Annotated in this window: 13 protein-coding genes and 1 riboswitch; of the genes, 6 read left to right on the plus strand and 7 right to left on the minus strand. The window is 63.7% G+C overall.

Features of this window, described 5'->3' with window-relative positions:
* Nucleotides 1-94: 94 nt before the first annotated feature.
* The 5 genes from ahbB (AC1RTA_RS07555) to AC1RTA_RS07575 form a co-directional block, all read right to left on the minus strand.
* Complete coding sequence (ahbB, locus tag AC1RTA_RS07555; protein WP_492784394.1) at nucleotides 95-598, minus strand: siroheme decarboxylase subunit beta; 504 nt, start codon at nucleotides 596-598, stop codon at nucleotides 95-97.
* 166 nt (nucleotides 599-764) lie between these two features.
* Nucleotides 765-1,271, minus strand: coding sequence for an Lrp/AsnC family transcriptional regulator (locus AC1RTA_RS07560; protein ID WP_492784395.1), 507 nt, complete (start codon nucleotides 1,269-1,271; stop codon nucleotides 765-767).
* Nucleotides 1,264-2,292 carry a siroheme decarboxylase subunit beta gene (gene ahbB, locus AC1RTA_RS07565; protein ID WP_492784396.1) on the minus strand — a complete coding sequence of 343 codons (1,029 nt, stop codon included), beginning with the start codon at nucleotides 2,290-2,292 and terminating at the stop codon, nucleotides 1,264-1,266. Before ahbB (AC1RTA_RS07565) ends, AC1RTA_RS07560 begins: the two co-directional genes overlap by 8 nt.
* Nucleotides 2,293-2,306: 14 nt before the next feature.
* On the minus strand, nucleotides 2,307-3,500 hold the full coding sequence (locus AC1RTA_RS07570) for a cytochrome D1 domain-containing protein (protein ID WP_492784397.1): 1,194 nt from the start codon (nucleotides 3,498-3,500) through the stop codon (nucleotides 2,307-2,309).
* 25 nt (nucleotides 3,501-3,525) lie between these two features.
* The gene (locus AC1RTA_RS07575; protein WP_492784398.1) at nucleotides 3,526-3,879 is read right to left on the minus strand and encodes a c-type cytochrome; all 354 of its coding nucleotides are present in this window, start codon (nucleotides 3,877-3,879) and stop codon (nucleotides 3,526-3,528) included.
* Nucleotides 3,880-4,126: 247 nt separating this feature from the next.
* Here AC1RTA_RS07575 and AC1RTA_RS07580 point away from each other — a divergent pair, with 247 nt between their 5' ends.
* The gene (locus AC1RTA_RS07580; RefSeq protein ID WP_492784399.1) at nucleotides 4,127-4,801 is read left to right on the plus strand and encodes a hypothetical protein; all 675 of its coding nucleotides are present in this window, start codon (nucleotides 4,127-4,129) and stop codon (nucleotides 4,799-4,801) included.
* A gap of 176 nt (nucleotides 4,802-4,977) precedes the next feature.
* Here AC1RTA_RS07580 and ilvN read toward each other — a convergent pair whose 3' ends face one another.
* Both ilvN and ilvB read right to left on the minus strand, forming a co-directional pair.
* A complete protein-coding gene (gene ilvN / locus AC1RTA_RS07585; RefSeq protein ID WP_130458139.1) occupies nucleotides 4,978-5,295 on the minus strand; it encodes an acetolactate synthase small subunit in 318 nt (105 codons plus the stop codon).
* A 1-nt stretch (nucleotide 5,296) separates the two neighbouring features.
* The gene (gene ilvB / locus AC1RTA_RS07590) at nucleotides 5,297-7,015 is read right to left on the minus strand and encodes an acetolactate synthase large subunit (protein WP_492784400.1); all 1,719 of its coding nucleotides are present in this window, start codon (nucleotides 7,013-7,015) and stop codon (nucleotides 5,297-5,299) included.
* Nucleotides 7,016-7,705: 690 nt separating this feature from the next.
* On the opposite strand from ilvB, the gene AC1RTA_RS07595 reads away from it, so the two are divergent.
* From AC1RTA_RS07595 to AC1RTA_RS07615, 5 genes are all read left to right on the plus strand, one after another.
* On the plus strand, nucleotides 7,706-8,125 hold the full coding sequence (locus AC1RTA_RS07595; RefSeq protein ID WP_130458137.1) for a hypothetical protein: 420 nt from the start codon (nucleotides 7,706-7,708) through the stop codon (nucleotides 8,123-8,125).
* A gap of 11 nt (nucleotides 8,126-8,136) precedes the next feature.
* Nucleotides 8,137-8,928 carry a hypothetical protein gene (locus tag AC1RTA_RS07600; protein WP_130458136.1) on the plus strand — a complete coding sequence of 264 codons (792 nt, stop codon included), beginning with the start codon at nucleotides 8,137-8,139 and terminating at the stop codon, nucleotides 8,926-8,928.
* A gap of 58 nt (nucleotides 8,929-8,986) precedes the next feature.
* Nucleotides 8,987-12,487, plus strand: a complete 3,501-nt coding sequence (locus tag AC1RTA_RS07605; RefSeq protein WP_492784401.1) for a hypothetical protein — start codon at nucleotides 8,987-8,989, stop codon at nucleotides 12,485-12,487.
* 202 nt (nucleotides 12,488-12,689) lie between these two features.
* Nucleotides 12,690-12,977: a hypothetical protein gene (locus tag AC1RTA_RS07610; RefSeq protein WP_130458134.1), complete on the plus strand. Its 288-nt coding sequence runs from the start codon at nucleotides 12,690-12,692 to the stop codon at nucleotides 12,975-12,977.
* Nucleotides 12,978-13,382: 405 nt separating this feature from the next.
* Nucleotides 13,383-13,633: riboswitch (cobalamin riboswitch) on the plus strand.
* Between the two features lie 129 nt (nucleotides 13,634-13,762).
* Nucleotides 13,763-16,609: a ribonucleoside-diphosphate reductase subunit alpha gene (locus tag AC1RTA_RS07615; RefSeq protein WP_492784402.1), complete on the plus strand. Its 2,847-nt coding sequence runs from the start codon at nucleotides 13,763-13,765 to the stop codon at nucleotides 16,607-16,609.
* The last annotated feature ends 85 nt before the right edge of the window (nucleotides 16,610-16,694 follow it).

Below are 16,694 nucleotides of genomic sequence, written 5' to 3' on the forward strand. Positions count from 1 at the left end.
CGCCTCAGGCAACGCCCGTTGTCTCTTTCCCAGAGCGTTGGTGCAGCAGCTACTGAACCTCCCCCATAACGCAGCACCCGCAAGACCCAGGCAATCACTCGCCCAGGCGCAGGCCGGTTTTTTTCAGGATGCGGGTGGAAAAGAGGATGTCCCGGGCGCCCAGGGCGCCGGGGAACTCGGCCTGGATCAGGGTGGCGATGCGCCCGACTTCGGCTTCGACTTCCGCCCGGCTCTTGCCGTGGACCATGGCGAAGAGGTTGTAGGGCCAGGCGGGCGGATGGTCCGGTCGGCGATAGCAGTGGGTAACCGATTGCAGCCCGCCGACCCGCTCGCCGACGGCGTCGATCACCGCCGGGTCGATCTGCCACACGCTCATGCCGTTGGCGGTGTAGCCGATGGCGTAGTGGTTGGGCACGGCGCCGATGCGGCGGATGGCGCCCGCTGCCAGCAGGCGGGCCAGCCGCTGCCGCACCTCGGTTTCGGCCACGCCCAGCTGCTCCGCCAGGACCAGGTAGGGACGCGGCACCAGGGGCAGGCCGGCCTGGGTGGCAAGCACGATGCGGCGATCCAGGTCATCCATGGGGAAAGTGACGTCCATCAACGGTTTCCTGGCAGGCAGCTTGCAGACGCCATACCCGTCCCCGACGGAACGGCATGCCGGCATTGCCCCCGGACAGCACGGGCCACCCGGGCGGAATGGGCCTGCAGCTTGAGCCCAAGCGCCACGACAGGTTGGGAAATGCTGAGATCGACGGTCGCGGCGTTCATGCCTGCAGCTTCATTTCGACGAAGTATTCCTTCTCTTTCGGGAAGGGATAGACCGGGTAGCCGGTGGCGGCCTCGATGGCCTGCACCGCAGCGTCGATGCCCGCCGGCGTTTCCGTCGCCAGCACGAACCACATATTGAAGGCGTGTTCCCGGGCGTAGTTGTGGGCCACCTGGGGCAAGGCATTGACCTGTTCCGCCACCCGCTCGAATTCGGCGTCGGGCACGGCCATGGCGGCCAGGCAGAAGGCGCCGCCCAGGCGCTCGATCTGGAACATGGGGCCGAAGCGGGTGAGGATGCGGTCGTCCAGCAGGGACTGCAGCCGGGCCAGCAGCTCGGCCTCGCTGATGCCCAGCTTGGCCGCAGCCTCGGCGTAGGGTTCCGGGCTCAGGGGAAAGTCGCCCTGGAGGGCGTTGATGATGCGCCGATCCAGTTCATCCGGCTCCCGGGCCGGTGCCAGGGCGGCGCGGCGGGAGGGTTTCGTCTTCTCCGCTGTATCAGCCATGGGCGGCCTGGCTCAGGGGATCGGCATCTGCCCGGGGCGCCTGGGGCGCATAGCGGGCGCCGGTCTGCTTGTAGCGCCGGGTGGAAAAGAGCAGCTCGTTGGGGAAGGCGTCCAGCCCCAGGCGCTCGCCCAGGCTGCGGCGCAGTTCCACCACTTCCTCCCGGGCCTTGCCGTGGATCATGCAGAACAGGTTGTAGGGCCAGTGGGGCGCCATGGGGCGGCGGCGGTAGCAGAGGGTGACGCCGGGCTCGGCGGCGAGGCGCTCGCCCAGGGCACTCACCTCCCCTTCCGGCACGGCCCAGACGCACATGGCGTTGGCGGTGTAGCCCAGTTCGTGGTGCCGCACCACCACACCGAAGCGCTTGAGGATGCCCCGCTCCAGCCACTGGCCGAGCAGTTCCAGCAGACGCCCTTCCTCCAGGCCGGCCCGGTAGGCCAGGGCGCGGAAAGGCTGGGGCTCCAGGGGCAGACCCTCCTGCAGCACCGGCATCAGCCCCCGCTCTTCCCGGGTCAGTTCGATGGGCTGCTCCAGGGAGGGCACCGCCGCCACCGGCTGGCGCCGGGTTCCGCCGCCGGCCAGGTCAAAACCCAGGTCGATGTGGAACTCTTCCACCAGGGGCAGGGAAATGACGGGGCAGCCGGTCTCGGCCTCGATGGCCGCCAGCACCGCATGCAGACGCAGAGCGTCCGGCGCGGTGGCGACGAACCACAGGTTGTAGGCGTGTTCCCGGGCGTAGTTGTGATTGACCTCGGGATGGGCGCTGACCCGGCCGGCCACCCATTCCAGCCGCTCCGGCGGCGCCTGCAGGGCGGCCAGGGTGCTGGCGCCGACCCGGCGCGGGGCGAAGACGGCACCGATGCGGTTCACCATGCCCTGCTGCTGCCAGTGGCGGTATTGCTCCAGCACCTCCGCCTCGCTCAGACCCTGGGCCGCACCGATGGCGGCAAAGGGCCGGGAGACCAGGGGGAAGTCCCGCTGGTAGTCGTTGAGCAGGGGGAAGCGGGCGGCGTTCATGGGCATGGACGGGCGAGGCGTCAGAAGCCGGTGCGGGCGGCGCGGCTGGTGAAGAAGATGCCGCTCGGGCTCTCCGCCTTCAGCTCGGCCACCGGGGCCTTGGTGCGGGTGTCGAAAACGGTGACCTTGTTATCGTCCCGGGCCGAGAGCCAGACGGCCTCGCCGCGGGGCGCGAACTCCATGTGCAGGATGGCCTTGCCCGGCTGCAGGGTATGGGTCACCTTGCCTTCCAGGGTGTCGATGACCTGGACCCAGCCGTTGTCGGGGAAGGCGAAATTCACCCAGATCTCCCTCCCGTCGGGCCGGGCCATGACGAACACCGGCTGGCTCTTCACCGGGATGCGGGCCGTCTCCTTCCAGGTCTTGGTATCCACCACCAGCACCTCGTGGCGGCCGATGGCGGGCAGGTAGGCCTTTCCCCCGGCCACGGACCAGCCCCGCAGGTGGGGCATCTTGTACACCGGCAGGGGCTGCTCGCCCTTGCCGTAGCCGGCGAGAATCTTCTGCACACCGTTTTCCGGCTGCCAGGTGTCGAGCATGGCCAGGCCGTCCTCGCCGAAGAGGCCGGCGATGTAGTAGCGGCCGTCCGGCGTCACCAGGGCGTCGTAGGGCTGCTTGCCGGCGGAGTACTTCTGCACCTTGGGGGCCTTCGGGTTGGAGAGGTCGGCCACCCAGATTTCCCCGGCTTCGAAGAGGGAAAAGGCGAAGCGGTTGCCCGACAGGTCGGCCAGGCCCACCACCTTGGAGCGCACCCCGTTCATGTCCACGGAAGGAATGTCCGCCACCAGTTCCAGGGTCTCGGCGTCGAAGGCCTTGATGCCGCCCGGCTCGTAATTCTGGGCCACCACCAGCTTGCCGTCCTGGGAAATGGCGCCGCCGATAGCGTTGCCGGCCTGGACGATGCGCTTGGCAATGGAGGCGGTGAGGATATCCACCTTGGTCAGGCCGCCATCACGACCGAAGACGTAGGCGTAGCGCTGGTCCCGGCTGAAGACCACGGAGGCGTGGGAAAGGTCGCCCAGCCCGGGGACCTTGGCCAGAGCCGTTTTCGAGGTGGTATTGACCACCTGCACCTGGCCGATGGAACGCTCGATCACCACCCCCAGATCACCGGTACCGCGGGGCGCCGGGGCGCTGGCGCAACCGGCCAGGAGGGAAAGCAGGAGAACGGGCAGAAGAAAGCGGCGGGAAACGACAGGCGTGGCAGGCGTCATGGCGGTCTTTCGCGGGGAACTCAAATTATTCGTTGGGGAAGCCGGCCTGGAGCTGCTGCACGATCCACTGGGCCTCGGTCTCGTTGACGATGCCCTTGAAGGGCGGCATGGGCGTACCCGGCCGGCCATGCAGGATGGTGGCCACCATGCTCTCGGCGGGCCGCAGGCGGAAGGTCTCGGCCGTCAGCGCCGGCCCCAGGCCGCCCTTGAGGGTCAGGCCGTGGCAGGAGCCGCAGTCCTGACGCACCATATGCACCAGTTCTTTGGCGCGGGGAGCGGGAACTGCCACTTCCGTGGCACTAACGGCAAGGGGCAGCAAGGCCGCGGTCAGGCCAAGGCCGCTCAGGCAAATGCAGGGGAAAGAAATGGCGGGCTTCATGGGCACCCATCTTGCCGCCCGGCCCACCGGGACACTTTGATAAGCATCAGCTTTCGATGCAGAAAGACCGTGGGGGTTGTAGGGGGAAATACAGACAAACTACAAACAAAGTCATTTGGGGAAAAAGCCGCCCCTCGCTGTTCAACCGCAAGGCAAAACCTTACACTGACAAAATGCAATACGCATACGGCTTTACAAGCTTACCTACCAGTACCCTTTTCCTGTTTAGCACTCTAACGAGGTAATGATGCGATTCAGATTTATACGATGTTCTTCAGCATTACTACTTTGCGCCGCTCTGTCAGCCTGCTCAGTAATCGATATAAAAGACAATGTTGTTGGTAACCCGGAAGCTGCATCAGATACTTACGCCAAGAATAAAAATTCGCACGGTGTAGTGCTCCTTGATGTGAATTGGGGAAGGGTATGGGGTTGCGCAAAATATGAAAATGCGCAACTCGTCACCTTCGCCTTCGATCGAATGCCACTGAAGAGGAGCAACGCTGAACCGGCCGAATTTATCGTCACAACACCTGGACGCTTATCTGCCAAGCAAGCTTTTGAAAGCTATGCCTACCAAGTTCCGCCAGGTGAATATGCGTTGAGCCATTTCAAGATAAAAGTAGCGCAATCGGCTTCCAATGTAGGTTACTTTGTTGCAGGCCAAAATGATCTTCTCAAGGATGGGAAACCTTATGCGGGAAGCTTCCGCGTAGGCGCTGGCGAAACGGTCTATATCGGGAATTTCTCTCTCGACTGTTATAAGCAACCGACACTTTGGCGCTATTACACCGAAGGCAAAAGCAACTTCAAATCGCATATAGCGCAGTACGCAAACAAATACCCATTCCTCGATTTGGGTAACGTCACCTACAGGCTGTTTGACACCCAAGTCATTGGTCGTGCTTACGAACTTAAATGAGAAGGTAATACATCCTAGCGTTGAAGGCTCCATTCCAAAGTCATCCACCAGTGAGAGCCTCTACCTCAACGTTTATGAATTTCCACTCCTTTGAGTTCCTCGACTCGAACATCGAGTCTATAGAAAAGCTCCAGCACCAGCGCCCGCCTCTTCCTGAAGCGGGCGCTTAGTTCCCTTCAGCGGAAAAACTCCTCCAGCCGTTCAAACACCGCATGATCCGCCCCATGGCGACGGACCGTGCGCACGTCTTCCAGCTTCTCCACCTGCTTCACCATCTGCTCCAGGCGCCGGTCTTCCAGGACCAGGAGCCAGATGCGGCTGATGCTGCCGTCGCCCACGGGCAGGCAGAGGATGCCTTCCACGTTGTAGGCGCGGCGGGAGAAGAGGCCCACCACGTGGGACATGACGCCGGCGTGGTTGTTCACTTCCAGTTCCAGCACGGTGCGCTGGGGGCGGGCCAGGGCGGCATTTTCGTTTTTGCTGACAGCGTTCATCTCAGCCTCCAATCATGTCGGTGTTGGCGGCGCCGGGGGGCACCATGGGGTAGACCTTCTCGTTCATGTCGATGAAGGCGTGGATGAGGCAGGGGCCAGGCCGTTGCAGGGCCTGGCGCAGGGCGGCCCGGGGATCGGCGGCGGTGTCCAGGTCCAGGGTATCGATGCCGAAGCCTTCGGCGATCTTGAGAAAGTCGGGCTGACCGGCGAATTTGGAGGCGAAGTAGCGCTTGCCGTAGAACAGCTCCTGCTGCTGGTACACCAGGCCCAAGGCGTCGTTGTTCATGAGCACGATCTTCAGGTTGGCGCCGGCTTCGGCGATGGTGGCCAGTTCCTGGATGTTCATCAGGATGCTGCCGTCGCCGGTAAAGCAGACCACGGTGCGCTCGGGCTCGGCCAGGGCGGCACCGAGGGCGGCGGGAACGCCGAAGCCCATGGTCCCCAGGCCGCCGGAGGTTAGCCACTGGCGCGGCCGACGCAGGGGGTAGGCCTGGGCCACCCACATCTGGTGCTGGCCCACGTCGGTGGCGATGGCGGCGGAATCGTCCAGGCAGTCGGCCACGGCCTGGATCAGTCCGTAGTGGCTGCGGGGGTCTTCCAGGTTGAGCCGCTGCAGGCGAAAGCGGGAGCGCAGGTCGCCCATGTGGGTGAGCCAGCGCTTGCGCAGGTGGGCCTCCACCAGGGGTGAGAGTTTTTCCAGCACCTCGCCCACGTCGCCAGCGATGCCCACGTGGGCGTTCTTGATCTTGTCCAGTTCGGAGGGGTCGATGTCGATGTGGATGATCTGGGCCTTGGGGCAGAAGGCGGCCACCTTGCCCGTGGCCCGGTCGTCGAAGCGGGCGCCGACGGCGATGAGCAGGTCGCACTCTTCCAGCAGCAGGTTGGTGTAACGGGCGCCGTGCATGCCCAGCATGTGGATGGAGAGGGGATGGTCCACCGGCATGGCGCCCAGGGCCATGAGGGTCATGGTGGTGGGCAGCGATGCCTTCTCTGCCAGGGCCACGGCGGCCTCGGCGGCGCCGGAATGGACGACGCCGCCGCCCAGATAAAGGATGGGCCGCTCGGCGGCGTTGATCATGGCGGCGGCCTTCTCGATGGCCGCCATGTCCGGCGCCGGCTGGGCCTGACGCCCGCCGGGGGCAGGCCACTGGCTGACCTCGATGGCCTGGGCCTGGACGTCCTTGGGAATATCCACCAGCACCGGGCCGGGGCGGCCGGAGGCGGCCAGGGTGAAGGCCCGGGGAATCACCTCCAGCAACTCCTCGGCGGAGTTCACCAGGAAGTTGTGCTTGGTGATAGGGATGGAAAGGCCGTAGGTATCCACCTCCTGGAAGGCGTCGGTGCCGATCATGCTGCGGGGCACCTGGCCGGTGATGGCCACCAGGGGAATGGAATCCAGCTTGGCATCGGCGATGGCGGTCAGCAGATTGGTGGCACCGGGGCCGGAGGAAGCAAGGCAGACGGCAGGCTGGCCGCTGGCCCGGGCCATGCCCTGGGCGATGAAGCCGGCACCCTGCTCATGGCGGGCCAGCACGTGGCGAATTTTCTCCGAGGCCGAGAGGGCGTCGTAGAAGGGCAGGATGGCGCCGCCGGGAATGCCGGAGACGGTGGTGACGCCCTGGCGTTCCAGCAGGCGAACGACGATCTGGGCGCCGGTAAGGGTTTCCGGCGCCGGGGCGGCATCCGTCTGACGGGCGGCTTGGGGGGCAGGGGCATTCATGGCTGGGCTTCTCCTTGCGTGATCCGGTTTGGCTTGCCGGTCGGAGGGCCCAAAAACAAAACCCCCGCCGGGCTGTCGCGCCGGCGGGGGTTTTGTGGAATTCGGTTGGTTTCTTTACCGGACTTCGCTCATCCCAGCGGCGCACGCGCGTACTACTACGACTACGCGTACTACAGCGCCTACTACGGACAGCATCGCACCGGCCTGGGCAGGCAGCGCGAAAGAGGTGTCGGCGGTAGCGGCGAAGCGGTTCATGGGCAGCGAAGATTCGGGGGCGATGAAAAATCGGTCGGGCAATTATGCAGAAAAGCCGAACGGGAACGCAAGCCGTAATTTGCAGCCGGTGATCCCCACCGTTCTTCCGACTCCCTGTTCACACCGGCAACCGGAACTCTCCCGGTACTTCATAAATTCTCCTTCTGTCTCATCGGACTCCGGCGGACACGCTCCTGGCCGAGAAAAGCAGGGCACAACAGACTGGCTTAGGATAAAACAATGGCATACGAAAATTCTATTTGTTGTCCACCGGCACCTCCGCATATGGTTACGACATATTCATATTGAATATGCGAACACCATCGACACAGTCATCACCACAAGAAGCAGGATTTGCGGTTCAAGCAGCCTTCCAAACCTGCCCCCGGACCCTGACTGTTGTCCCCATCAAAGCAAAGCCACAAGGAGATAAAGATGCTCTGGAAACCCATTCCCCTGATCGGCCTCATGGCCATCGGCTGTTCCGGGCTGGCCAGCCTGGCCAGCGCGGCGGAGCCGGTCCTGCCGGCAAAGATGATCTTCTTCATCGACGGAACCAGCTGCCCGGAAGGCAGCGTCGCCGCGACTGACGCAGCCGGCCGCATGATGCTGGTCACGGCCAATGTCGGCGACGTTGGCAAGACCTACGGCACGCCCCTCAAGGACCAGGAAGACCGCACCCATACCCACTCGGGGACCATGGCCGTCTCCCTACCGTCCCACCACATCTCCGGCGCCTCGGGCTGCTGCAATGACCAGGGCACCAGGAATGGGAGCCATTCGGCATCTGTGACCAGCGGCGCCGCCACCAGCGGCCTGCCTTTCATCCAACTGCTTGTCTGCCAAACGAAATAGGGAGAGCCGAGATGCTTGCCAAACACTCCAGCCTGATGGCCTCCATGGCGCTGCTGACTGCCACTTCGGTGCTGGCTGCCGACGCCCTGCCCCAATTCACTGTGGCTTATTTCAACGGCGCCTGTCCCGCCGGTTGGGACAGCGCCAATCTTGCCTCCGCCAATGGCCGCTTCCTGGTGCCCACCATGCCCGGCGGCGGTGCCGGATCCTACGGCGGCCAGGCCCTTGCCTCGCAGCAGGCCCCGGTACACAAGCATGCCAAGGCCACCGGTTCCGTCACCACCAGTTCCAAGGAGTACATCCTGATTGGCGGCTGCTGCAACGACACCCCCGGCGACTCCGGCACCTATACGATGACCGGCTCCGCCACGTCGGCCGAATCGGCGCTGCCCTACATCCAGTTCAATGCCTGCATGAAGCAGGACAGCCCCGATCCCAAGATGGAGGTCCCCAAGGGCCTGGCCACCTTCAACCTGTTGCCGTCCTGCCCGAAGGGCTGGAGCCCATTCAACAGTGCTGCCGGTCGCTACATCGTAGGGTTGCCGGCCAACGGGGTTCCCGGCGCCGCATTCGGTGGTCGCGCCCTGACTCCCGGGGAGAACCGGACCCACAGCCACAGCATGAACGGGGTCATCAACTTCCCGACTAACGGTATCGCCGGCGGTTCCGGATGTTGCGCCCACGGTTATGCCGGCAGCGGCAACACCAACTTCTCCGGCAACACGGAAACCGACATCACAGTTCCCTACGACAGCGCGGTCCAGGCGCCCTATTACACGGCCACGTTCTGCCGCAAGGAATAGTCCTCCCCCCAGCCAGCCGGTTCCACCAACCGGCTGGCCATATGGAGTCTAGCAAGACATGAAACCACTACCGTTTGTGCGGACTGCTTCCGCAGTCCTGTTCTTGTGCGCGCTCCCTGGACTGTGGGGTGCAGGTGCAATCGCCGAGGAGCCCGGGGCAGAAAACCCGATCAGAAACCCGGCCAATCTCGCCATCTTTCAGGTAAACGACGTCGGCATGTTGGCAAGCAGCGGCTCTGCGGCCAACACCTCCTTGCTGGATTTTGCCGCCGCCAACGCCAATCTGACCCACTGGATGCAGGCGGGACAACGCCTGAAGTCCGATGACACCTGTCAGGAATCGTCGCGCCGGCGCCTGATTTCCGGGCGGGTCAGCACTCCCAAGTTCGAGCAACCCATCTGCATCAATCGATATGGAGTCAGCCTGTACACCGGGCAGCGGGGGATAGCCACCGGGGAATTCCTTCCCTATCAATTTACCGACCCCGGTATTAGCGGAAACGCTCGGGACTTTGCTGCGGCCTCCGGCCTCCTGGACCAGCGGGCAGACAAGCATGAACTGCAGCACATGGGGATCGCCGTGGCACGGCGCAACCTGAAAGGCCGCCAGTCCCTCGACATCATTGGCTATCGGCCAGGCAGCAGCAAGAACGCCGAGGCCCTGATTTCTCTCGCCGCCTGGAAAGACCTTTCCGACTACGCCGTCAGCGGCGATGTGGCCATTGCCATCGGCGATTACGATAACGATGGCAACCTCGACATACTGACGGCTGCGGACACCAGCACCGGCGAACAAGGGCCAGGACGAATCCTGCTGCGTTCCTTCTCTTACGTCGCCAAGAAGCAGAAGCTGACCCTGGAAAGCACCTACGTGCTGGATACGGCGGCACGCCCCCGCTCCCTGAACCTGGCCGCGGGAGATTTCGGCTCCCTGGGATTCGACCAGGCCATCGTGGCCTATTACACCCAGGGTGGAACACTTGAACTGGGATTCCTGCGCCTGGGCAAGAAGCTCAAAATCGATGGGCCTTCGCCCCGGGGCAAACTGCTGGCGACCACTCCGGCTTCCGGTTCGTTCTTTGAAATGGCACCAGGCCTCTTCCATTTCGATCCCCGCAGCAGCCAGGGCAGCAATCCGGCCTTCGCCTTCCATACCCGGCAGTTGGCCCTTGCCTGGGCCGACGCCGGGGGCAATACCTGGACCCAGATCGTCAGCATCTCTCCCCAGCTCACCCAGTTCTCTGCAAGTCCGGCGCAGCAAGTTGGCAGCAGGGAATACCCGTCCAGGACGGAAGGGGTGGGACCGGCATTGGCCATCGGCAACTTCATCGGTTTGCAGAACGACAACGTTTCTCCCCTGGACCAACTGGCCATCGTCATTCCTACCCGCAGCGATGCCACCCAGACGGCCTCCATTCCCCAGTTGGTGGTTGCCACGGCGACGTATTCCGCCGAGAAGGGTAACTTTTCGATCCAGCAGGCCTGGAGCGACCGGCAACCGATCTTTGAAAGCTCGGGCCAACAGTATTCGCCCGGTGCCGTCGGCCTGGATAGCCGGGGAATCAGCTATTACCTGGGCACACCCCTGCACATCCAGGTGCAGGATCTGATCGACCCGCAGTACGTCATTTACATGCCGCCGCGCCACGTGGACTGCCTGTTGATGAAGCCGGGCGATGAACAGTGCCAGGTGGTGGATGTCTCGGGCGATACCAACTTCACCGTACAACTGGTGGACAGCAAGGAAGAAACGCTGCAACAGACCACCACCGACCAGATGGCCACCGACTTCGGCTCCAGCGCTTCCCTCAGCGTCAGCGGCACGGTAGGCGGCGGCGTCATGGAAATCGCCGAAGTGGAAGCCACCACCACCGCCAAGACCACTTTCTCCTACGAGCAGCAGGTGATGGAACGCAACATCAGCACCCATTACCAGTCGAAGATGACCCAGAGCTCCGCCACCACCTCAGTGGACGACCATCTGATCTGGAATGCCCGGACCCTCGACATCTGGCGTTACCCGGTCTACGGCATGAACCTGAGCGTGCCCCAGAAATACCCCTACTACGACGTGCTCATCCCCGGGAGGCTCATGCAGTATTCGGCCGGCGGGCGCTCCGTCGACTGGTTCTCGCCTTCCCACATGAACAACACCCTGCTGAGCTATCCGAATATTGCCGACCCGAATTTCCCGCAGGATCTCGGCGATTTCAAGTTCAACGATTCCCAGGGCAAGCAGGTGGCCGTCCGCGAACCGCTGAACAGCCGGGTAGTGCGTTCCTTCGACGGCAATATGCAGACCTTCGAACTTTCCTACACCGATGAAGCCGGGGGATCCACGGAAAAGAGCTTTTCCTACAATCTGTCCAACTCCAGCGACATCTCCGTCGGTTTCAAGGCCAGCGCCAAGATTGAACTGGTAGATGTATCCGCCGAAACGGAAGGCACGGTCAGTCTGACGGCCAAGGCCAGTTGGGAAAACAGCCAGTTGTCGGAACGCTCGGTCAAGAACTCCCGGGGCATTACCCTCAACCAGCCCGAGGTGGATTGGGCAACGGAACGCTCCTACAACTACCTTTCCCTGATCTACATCACCCAGAACGGTGGACTGAAGGTCGCCCACGCCGTGGATCCCCTTGGCACCATGGGCGGACGCGGCTGGTGGAAAAGCGCCTACGGCGGGCGGCCAGATCCGGCGCTGAACCTGCCGAACCGGATGGTCTACAGCCGGGAAGAAAGCCAGTGGATACTCAACCCGGACGAGTCCAGCTACAGCCAGATGCGCGGCATCTCGGTCACCTCCGCCACCTATGACGAGGCAACCAAGACCTACCCCTATCTGACCGGCGGCGTCGAAGAGGGAACCCCGGTGCGAGTGGCGGTGAAGCTCTACAACCTGTCGCTGGATACCGTGGCCAAAGGCGTCAAGGTGAAGTTCGCCTACCAGAAGCTGGATCCGGCCAGCCTGGCGCCCATCGGCAAGCCGATCACTTTCGCCACCAGCCAGCCCCTGGATCTGCCGGTCTGGCAAATCAAGGAAATAGCGGAAGTCTGGCCAACCACCGGCCTGGCGGGTGACGACGGCACGCCCTATCGCTTCGTTATCACGCTGGACACCGGCGGCATGGACGAAATCCACGGCAATGATCCCAAGATCGGCGGAAACAACCGGGGCACCTGGCCCTGGTCCGGCAGCTACTTCGCTGTCTTCAAGGCGGGAACCAAAGCCCAGTTGGCGAAGGCGAACGCCGTCAGCGTCAACAAAAAATCCGGGCTGACCGCATCCACCGACAGTGCCCGGGTATCGGTAGCCACTCATCCTGCCCAGAAGGGGGCTCCGGCAATGGCCGAGGTCACGATTGAAAGCAGGCTGGACGACCCATCTCTGCGCCACCTCCTTCTGGTGCGTCAGGACACCAAGGCCGGAGAGCCTCTGCAGGTCGTCGCCAGCAGAACCTTGTGGGGCGCTTACAAAGGCAAACAGCGGCTGCAGATTCCGCTACACAACCTGAGTGCCCCCCTGCCGCCGCTGCGGGCAATCCTTACTGCCGGGAAATAGTGGGAAAAGTCCCGAGGGGTGGCTTTCCTGCCCTTCCCTCGGGGCCTGTTCCGGCAAAGAGCCAAATAGTTGTTCCCAATTCAACGACCGGCATGGTCATTGAAGTTGCGGCACCACTTGGTGTCGCTTCCCTGCTGCAGCGATTTTCTCTGCAGCATTGCTTCACCGTTGTTTATCCAGCCAACCACCAAAGGAGCCACCGATGAAAAAGATTGCCATGCTTTCCCTGCTGACCGCCCTCGCCTTCCCGGCTTTTGCCGCCGATACTCCGGCAAAGGGGAAGGAGGCCTCTCCGCCCCAGCAAACCAGCTCCGGCCAAAGTGATGCGGCCAAGGAAATGCCTGCCGCTACCGATGCGGCAGCAAGCCAGACCTGCTGGTCTGCCCGCAAATGCAGCGGCAAGGTCCTCAACCACAAGGACCGCCACAACTGCAAAAACTCCGGCGGCAAGTCCTGGAGTGACCGCAACGGCACCTGTTACAACCTGTAATTCCCAGGGGGCTGCCCGCCGTCACCGCGCGATACCGGCAAAGGGCAGCCCCAGCCAGCGGAAAAATGGATTGCCACTCCCCCACTTTTCCGCCCCCAGCAGATCTTCGGCACCACCGCTTTGGTGCCTCCAAATTTTTTCTGCCAGCCCGACAAAGGCACCTAGTCTCGGCGATCAATCCCGCATTAATTCACAAAAGCTGTGGATAAGTCTGTGGGCCGTTCCGGGACAGTCGGCGAAAAGCCACAGTATTACTGGGGATTAAACACTCTGCCCGTTTTCTGGGCAAAACGCTCCCGGCTGTGGAAAAGACCCTGCCGCCAAATACACTATATGTAGTTGTCTATTACTCTCGTACTACTACCTGTAGTGTCCAGCCCCTTGCCCTCCGCTTGAGGGCTGGGGTAAAGTCTCCTCCGCGACGGTTCCCCGATTTCGGGACAAATGGGAATCCGGTGCGGCGATCAAGGAAGTCGGGATCAGACGGATTCCCCGCGAATCCGCAGCGAACTTTCCGCCCATGCCGGAGCTGCCCCCGCAACTGTAAACGGCGAGTTCGATGTCCACGCGTGCCACTGGGAGGCAGTTCCACCGGGAAGGCGGGCATCGGGCCAGGACCCGTGAGCCAGGAAACCTGCCGTCGCCAATTTTTCAGTCTGACCAGGGGCGGGGTGCCCCCCGGTGGATCGGGATTGTCCGCTGTCGGCCGCCATGGGCGTGCCCGCCGGCGCCTCGGCAGTCCCGCCGCCCTGGGCCCCCGTTCCGTTGATAACGGGAGTTCCACGATGCAAGCCGGCCTCTTCGCCACCCACCAAGCGTCATCCCACCTACCCTCCGACAATCTGGACGACAGCCTGCCCAACGCCGCCGATCTGGCCGGCCGGGCCCAGTCCTTCGAGGTCATCCGCCGCAACGGTTCGGTAATGCCCTTCAATGCGGAAAAAATCTCCGTCGCCATGAACAAGGCCTTCCTGGCCGTGCACGGCAGCCAGGGCGCCGCCTCGGCCCGCCTACGGGACCTGGTCTCCCGCCTCACCGCCATCGTCGTCCAGGCCCTCACCCGGCGCCTGCCCGGTGGCGGCACGGTGCATATCGAAGACATTCAGGATCAGGTGGAACTGGCCCTGATGCGTTCCGGCGAGCACGACGTGGCCCGGGCCTACGTGCTGTACCGGGAAAAGCGGGCCGCCGAACGGGCCGCCCAGGCGGTGGCCGCCCCCGCTGCCGCCGGCCCCCTGCTGCACGTGGTGGACGGCGACCGCCGCTTCCCCCTGGACCGGGCCGCCCTGCTGCAGCAATGCCGGGAAGCCTGCCAGGGCCTGGCCGACGTGGCTGCCGAAACGGTGCTGGAGCAGGCCCTGCACAACCTCTACGACGGCGTGCCCCTGGCCGCCGTGCGCCAGTCCCTGGTGCTGGCCGCCCGCACCCTGATCGAGCGGGAACCGGGCTACAGCAAGGTGGCTGCCCGCCTGCTGCTGAGCAGCGTGCGCGTCGAAGTGCTGGGGGAGGAAGCCAGCCAGGAGGCCATGGCCGCCCGCTACGCCGAAGCCTTCCCCGGCCTCATCCGCACCGGCGTGGACGCCGAGCTGCTGGATGCCCGCCTCAAGGACTACGACCTGGAACGCCTGGCCGCCGCCCTCAAGGCCGAGCGGGACCTGCAGTTCGACTACCTGGGCCTGCAGACCCTCTACGACCGCTACTTCCTGCACGTGGATGAACGCCGCATCGAGCTGCCCCAGACCTTCTTCATGCGCGTGGCCATGGGCCTGGCCCTCAACGAGATCGACCGGGAAGCCCGGGCCATCGAGTTCTACAACCTGCTCTCCTCCTTCGACTTCATGAGCAGCACGCCGACCCTGTTCAACAGCGGCACCCGGCACTCCCAGCTCTCTTCCTGCTACCTCACCACCGTCTCCGACGACCTGGAAGGCATCTACCAGTCCATCAAGGAAAACGCCCTGCTGCAGAAGTACGCCGGCGGCCTGGGCAACGACTGGACCCCGGTGCGTTCCCTGGGGGCCCGCATCAAGGGCACTAATGGCAAGAGCCAGGGCGTCATCCCCTTCCTCAAGGTGGTGAATGACACGGCGGTGGCCGTGAACCAGGGCGGCAAGCGCAAGGGCGCCGTCTGCGCCTATCTGGAAAGCTGGCACCTGGACATCGAGGAATTCCTCGAGCTGCGCAAGAACACCGGCGACGAGCGCCGCCGCACCCACGACATGAACACCGCCAACTGGATTCCCGACCTGTTCATGCAGCGGGTCATCAACGGCGGCGAGTGGACCCTCTTCTCCCCCAGCGACGTGCCCGACCTGCACGACAAGTTCGGCAAGGAATTCGAAGTCGCCTACAACGCCTACGAGGCCAAGGCCGACCGGGGCGAGATCCGTCTGTTCAAGCGCATTCCCGCCGTGCAGCTGTGGCGCAAGATGCTGACCATGCTGTTCGAGACCGGCCACCCCTGGATCACCTTCAAGGACGCCTGCAACCTACGTTCGCCCCAGCAGCACGTGGGCGTGGTACATAGCTCCAACCTGTGCACCGAGATCACCCTCAACACCTCCGATTCCGAGACCGCCGTGTGCAACCTGGGCTCGGTTAACTTGCCGGCCCACCTGATCCTGGTGGACGGCCAGCTGGTGCTGGACCAGGCCAAGCTGCAATGCACCATCCGCACCGCCATGCGCCTCCTGGACAACGTGGTGGACATCAACTTCTACGCCACCCCCAAGGCGCGCAACGCCAACGTGCGTCATCGCCCGGTGGGCCTGGGCATCATGGGCTTCTCCGACTGCCTGCACCGGCTGGGTCTGCCCTACGCCTCCGAGGCTGCCGTGGAATTCGCCGACCGCTCCATGGAAGCCGTCTGCTACCACGCCTACTGGGCCTCCACCGACCTGGCCGAGGAACGGGGCCGCTACTCCAGCTTCAAGGGCAGCCTGTGGGACAAGGGCATCCTGCCCATCGACTCCCTGCAGCTGCTGGAAGACGCCCGGGGCGGCTATGTGGAAGTGGACCGCAGCACCACCCTGGACTGGGACGCCCTGCGCGAGCGCATCGCCCAGGTCGGCATGCGCAACTCCAACTGCGTCGCCATTGCGCCCACGGCCACCATCTCCAACATCATCGGCGTCTCCGCCGCCATCGAGCCGGAGTACCAGAACCTCTACGTCAAATCCAACCTCTCCGGCGAATTCACGGTGGTGAACGAATCCCTGGTGCGGGACCTGAAGGCCCTCAACCTGTGGGACGAGGTGATGATCTCCGACCTCAAGTATTTCGACGGCTCCCTCGGCCCCATCGACCGCATCCCGGACGAGCTGAAGGCCCGCTACGCCACCGCCTTCGAGATCGACCCCACCTGGCTGATCCGGGCCGCCGCCCGCCGTCAGAAGTGGATCGACCAGGCCCAGTCCCTCAACCTCTACGTGGCTGCCCCCTCCGGCAAGAAGCTGGACGAGATCTACAAGCTGGCCTGGACCCAGGGCCTGAAGACCACCTACTACCTGCGCACCCTGGGCGCCACCGCCATGGAAAAGACCAGTTCCCCGGTAGACCGGGCCGCCGCCCCCGCCGCGCCCGAGCCCAAGTTCTGCTCCATCGACAACCCGGATTGCGAGGCCTGCCAATGAGCCAACTGCGTTTCGACGACTGGGACGACGCACCCGCCGCCGCCCAGCCTACCCCGGCTGCAACGCCCGCCCGGCAAGCATCCCC

Source organism: Azospira sp. MPR-E4 (assembly GCF_058809645.1).

Coding starts and splice junctions, on each gene's coding strand:
- ahbB (WP_492784394.1), bottom strand. CDS start 598: ATGGACGTCACTTTCCCCATGGATGACCTGGATCGCCGCATCGTGCTT.
- AC1RTA_RS07560 (WP_492784395.1), bottom strand. CDS start 1,271: ATGGCTGATACAGCGGAGAAGACGAAACCCTCCCGCCGCGCCGCCCTG.
- ahbB (WP_492784396.1), bottom strand. CDS start 2,292: ATGCCCATGAACGCCGCCCGCTTCCCCCTGCTCAACGACTACCAGCGG.
- AC1RTA_RS07570 (WP_492784397.1), bottom strand. CDS start 3,500: ATGACGCCTGCCACGCCTGTCGTTTCCCGCCGCTTTCTTCTGCCCGTT.
- AC1RTA_RS07575 (WP_492784398.1), bottom strand. CDS start 3,879: ATGAAGCCCGCCATTTCTTTCCCCTGCATTTGCCTGAGCGGCCTTGGC.
- AC1RTA_RS07580 (WP_492784399.1), top strand. CDS start 4,127: ATGCGATTCAGATTTATACGATGTTCTTCAGCATTACTACTTTGCGCC.
- ilvN (WP_130458139.1), bottom strand. CDS start 5,295: ATGAACGCTGTCAGCAAAAACGAAAATGCCGCCCTGGCCCGCCCCCAG.
- ilvB (WP_492784400.1), bottom strand. CDS start 7,015: ATGAATGCCCCTGCCCCCCAAGCCGCCCGTCAGACGGATGCCGCCCCG.
- AC1RTA_RS07595 (WP_130458137.1), top strand. CDS start 7,706: ATGCTCTGGAAACCCATTCCCCTGATCGGCCTCATGGCCATCGGCTGT.
- AC1RTA_RS07600 (WP_130458136.1), top strand. CDS start 8,137: ATGCTTGCCAAACACTCCAGCCTGATGGCCTCCATGGCGCTGCTGACT.
- AC1RTA_RS07605 (WP_492784401.1), top strand. CDS start 8,987: ATGAAACCACTACCGTTTGTGCGGACTGCTTCCGCAGTCCTGTTCTTG.
- AC1RTA_RS07610 (WP_130458134.1), top strand. CDS start 12,690: ATGAAAAAGATTGCCATGCTTTCCCTGCTGACCGCCCTCGCCTTCCCG.
- AC1RTA_RS07615 (WP_492784402.1), top strand. CDS start 13,763: ATGCAAGCCGGCCTCTTCGCCACCCACCAAGCGTCATCCCACCTACCC.